This window comes from [Clostridium] symbiosum ATCC 14940, from assembly GCF_000466485.1.
Lineage (GTDB): Bacteria > Bacillota > Clostridia > Lachnospirales > Lachnospiraceae > Otoolea > Otoolea symbiosa.
The window spans coordinates 1-4076 of record NZ_KE992784.1; the positions used below are offsets into that span (position 1 = coordinate 1).

3 protein-coding genes and 1 pseudogene are annotated in these 4076 nt (G+C 47.3%); 3 read left to right on the forward strand and 1 reads right to left on the reverse strand.

The annotated features are described in order from the left end of the window. Nucleotides 1-53: 53 nt before the first annotated feature. Nucleotides 54-806: a helix-turn-helix transcriptional regulator gene (locus CLOSYM_RS00005; protein WP_021640449.1), complete on the forward strand. Its 753-nt coding sequence runs from the start codon at nucleotides 54-56 to the stop codon at nucleotides 804-806. Between the two features lie 51 nt (nucleotides 807-857). Here the strand turns inward: CLOSYM_RS00005 and CLOSYM_RS00010 are convergent, their stop codons facing one another. Then, nucleotides 858-1742 (reverse strand): GntR family transcriptional regulator, encoded by an 885-nt coding sequence (locus CLOSYM_RS00010; protein WP_021640450.1) that lies wholly within the window; start codon nucleotides 1740-1742, stop codon nucleotides 858-860. Between the two features lie 38 nt (nucleotides 1743-1780). On the opposite strand from CLOSYM_RS00010, the pseudogene CLOSYM_RS00015 reads away from it, so the two are divergent. Both CLOSYM_RS00015 and CLOSYM_RS22665 read left to right on the forward strand, forming a co-directional pair. After that, nucleotides 1781-3283, forward strand: a pseudogene (locus CLOSYM_RS00015) (response regulator); the annotation flags it as partial. 159 nt (nucleotides 3284-3442) lie between these two features. Next, nucleotides 3443-3595 carry a hypothetical protein gene (locus CLOSYM_RS22665; protein WP_009298912.1) on the forward strand — a complete coding sequence of 51 codons (153 nt, stop codon included), beginning with the start codon at nucleotides 3443-3445 and terminating at the stop codon, nucleotides 3593-3595. Nucleotides 3596-4076: the final 481 nt, after the last annotated feature.

A 4076-nucleotide genomic window follows, 5' to 3' on the forward strand; every position in this document is an offset into this window, starting at 1 on the left:
TAAAACAGGTAGTGAAACTTGACACTACCTAAAAACGGCCGGAGGTAAATCATATGGAATTCAGAGAGCAATTAATGGAACTGAGAAAGCAGAGAGGCTGGTCACAGGAACTGCTTGGGGCAAATATCGGTGTGACGAGGCAGACCGTATCAAAATGGGAGACGGGTGACACCACACCTGAGCTTGCGAAACTGATAGAATTAAGCAGTTTATTTGAAATCTCAGTTGACCGGCTGATAGGGATAGAGGAACGCAAGGTTACGGCGCCTGTATATATTCATGAGACCGGATGGAATTATGAATATAAGAGTAAAACCACATTCTGGGGACTGCCGCTGGTTCATATTAATGTGGGGAGAGGTCTGCGCCGTGCAAAAGGAGTGATAGCGGTGGGGAACTGTGCGGTCGGAATTATAAGCACAGGCGGTTTATCAGCCGGAATCATTTCAATTGGAGGATTATCGGGAGGAATTGTCTCGATTGGAGGACTTTCAATTGCATTGCTGCTCTCCGTGGGAGGGATGTCAATCGGAACCATAGCGCTGGGCGGCCTGGCGGTTGGATATTTTGCAGCCGGCGGTCTGGCACTTGGCGTTTACTCACTCGGCGGATGCGCCGCCGCATCCAGGGTAGCGGCCGGAGGAGCGGCCAGAGGTGTGATTGCCATCGGCGATCAGGTCAGGGGGACTGTCGAATTTCCACTGAAGAACGGCGTATCCTCAGTAGAGATAAGGCAGGCAATTCTTGATAAGTTTCCCGGCACCTGGAAATGGCTGGTCAGGCTGTACGGCACCCTCGGCCGCTGAGAGCGCCGTACAGACCGTGTGTTTACTGCCATTTATACCGTCTGTATGGAATTACGTTCCTGATTCTCCCGGTATCATCATCCGGATTGCCGGGGAAAGTCGCAATTCATCCTCCTGTATACCATGGCTGAGCAGATAATTTTCAGCCCTGTGGAACAGGCGGATGGTCATTTCCCTGACAATCAGGGAGCATTCCCGGAAGCGGTTCTGCCCGATACACTCCGCTATTGCTTTAGTAAATTCCTCGTCAGCCTTTTCAAGCCAGGCCGTTTCTTTATGGGAAGTCCTTAATGGATAGCCCCAGAGAAAAAGCCCGTATATTTTTGAATAGATATGGCGGCCCCCTTTTATGGGGCAGTACATTGCGATACAAAGGAGAATGTGCCACAGTGAAAATGCACATCTGCCGGAGCGCAGGTTTTCTTCCAGCCTGCAAAGCAGGCTGCTTTTCTCGTCGGGCGTAAGCCGGAGAAAAGTGGCGCAGGCGGCTTCTTCACATGAAAGGATGATTAATTCAAATACCTGGAAGAAAAGGGCAAGATTGCGCCGGACGGCAGGTGTTGAGAAATCGGGAGTTTCGGTACTGGCCGGGCATACGCGGGTTCCAATTCCGTTGACTGATTCCACTGCCCTGAACCGGCTGAGCACATCAATGGTCCTGCGCATGGTACTGACGGAAACCTGATATTCTCTGGCCATTTTCTCATAGGAAGGAAGATATGGCGTCTCACGGTATTTACCCAGATAGATTTCATGCAGGAGCCGCAGCGAAAGACTGTAACAAATCTGAGGGCGGCCGTAATAAATTCTCCAGATAAATGGAATTTGCCCGGCGGCCGGTGTTATATTCTGCGTGATGTAACTAATAGCCCGTTCCGTGGTGTTTTTCTGGAAAGCAAAGAGCGTGCTGCGGAGCCTGTCCCAGTCCCTGTTCATTGTGCAGTCAATTATTTCCCCAATTCCTTTATCTACCAGCCATAATAGGGATGACAACAATTGCCGGAGCCTATATTGAAGACCGCCAGAGAGTGGCCGGCTGCCTGGAGAAGATTGGGTATTCTTCCAAGCATCTCATGTCTCTGATCAACGATATACTGGACATGTCAAAAATTGATGCAGGGAAAATGAAAATTGCGCATGAGGCATTTGACTTGAAGACGGTTGCCGAATCCATCACCTCCATTATCTATCCTCAGGCGGTTGAAAAGGGGCTTCTCTTTACCGTACCGCTGATTGAGCTGACCGAGACGGTTATGATTGGGGATGCGATGAGGCTGAACCAAATTCTTCTTAATCTGCTGTCCAATTCACTCAAATTTACGCCGAAGGGCGGCACGATCCGTTTGGAAATAAGGCAGATACAGCGGAAACGCAGCCGGGTGCGCCTGGGCTTTACGGTCTGCGACACCGGCTATGGCATGAGCAGGGAATTTATGAAACGCCTGTTCACTCCGTTTGAACAGGAGAGTGTGGCTGCCGGACAGAAGTTCGGGGGAACCGGTCTTGGAATGGCAATTACCAGGAATCTGGTGATGCTGATGGGCGGAACAATCTCCGTGAAAAGCGAATTGGGGAAGGGGACTGCTTTCTCGGTGGAACTGGACTTTAACATTCCGGAAAGCAGTGATAACACGGAGGAACAAAAGCCGCCTGCCATGGAGTCACTGAAGGTGCTGGTATCGGATGACGATCGCAACAGCTGCATCCATGCATCTCTTCTTCTGAAAAATCTGGGGATACGTTCCGATTGGGTTCTGACCGGAGAGCAATGCGTAGAGAAAGTCAGGATTGCCCATCAGATGGGGGAAGAGTATGATGTCTGCCTGGTGGACCTGAAGATGCCGGATATGGACGGGATTGAAGTGACAAAAAGAATAAGGGAGATTGCAGGTCCGGATACAACAATTATTATTATAACATCTTACGACTGGGGCACTATAGAGCAGAATGCACGTTTGGCCGGGGCAAATGCGTTTCTGGCAAAGCCGATTTTTGCGTCCACACTGTATAATACCCTGCTTTCGGTGACGGGGATCAGCAGAACGGTGATGCTGCCGGAGGAGGGCCCCCAGTCGGAGCATCCGGAACTGGCGGGCCGCCATGTACTCCTGGCGGAAGATAACGAGCTGAACAGGGAGATTGCGGTGGAGCTGCTGAAAATGACCGGCATTACCGTGGATTATGCGGAAAACGGGAAGATAGCCCTGGAAAAGTTCTTACTATCCGGTGACAGCTATGATTTGATATTGATGGATATGCAGATGCCCGAGATGGACGGATACCAGACGGCGGAGGCGATCCGTAAATCGGGACATCCCAGGGCAGCCGATATCCCCATCATTGCCATGACGGCTGATGCGTTCCATGAGGATGTGGTACGGGCCTATGCGGCAGGAATGAACGGACACCTGGCAAAGCCGATCAATCCGGCCCTGCTTTATCAGACGCTGGCCGGGAAGATAGAAACTGCCCGCTGACGCAAAAGAAATATATTAATCAGAGCTTGATATTGACACGCAAAGAATCTTGTTGTATAATTATAAACAGATAATAAAGGGGATTTAAGTGATTGATTTGATTAAAAAGAATGAAAAAATCGTTTAAATCTGACTATTATAAGCAAGGAGGTGAACAGTATGCCAATGTATAGACTTAATATCCATTATAAGGAAGAAGATTTACAGATGATTGCCAGAGCTCATATTACAATAGCAGCGGTAAAGCATACTGCCAACGATTGTTTAGAAAGTAGAATGGGAGATGGGCCACATGGAACATCAGCCAGCTGATGGCTGGCAGGAACAGAGGTAATAAAGAGATACGGTAACTGATGTAGTAAAAGAATTTGAGTGTAGTACGGAAAGATAGAAAATAATAATTAGGAAAAGAGAGAAAGCAGAAAAGAAAGCAGTATAGAGTATTAAGAATAAACGATAAGTAATAAGTATTGAGTAATATGTAAATATGTAACAATTGAATAAGAATCATTAAGCTGTACTGTAACTATTAATCAAACTATAGGAATAAATTAGAGCAATATATTGATATAGCAATATAGTGTTACGGTAAACTAAACGTATTAGTATAGTAATAAAATAATAGTATAGTATAACATTAGTAAATATAAACGGAAGAACTGTCGTACTGACAGTCAGAAAACAAAAGAAATTATAATCGTTTAGACTCCAACCACTGTCAATTGGTTGGAGTCTTTTTTGGCTCTTTGTATTCGGGAATGCTGACTTGAAAAAGTAAATTCCAGTGCAAGAC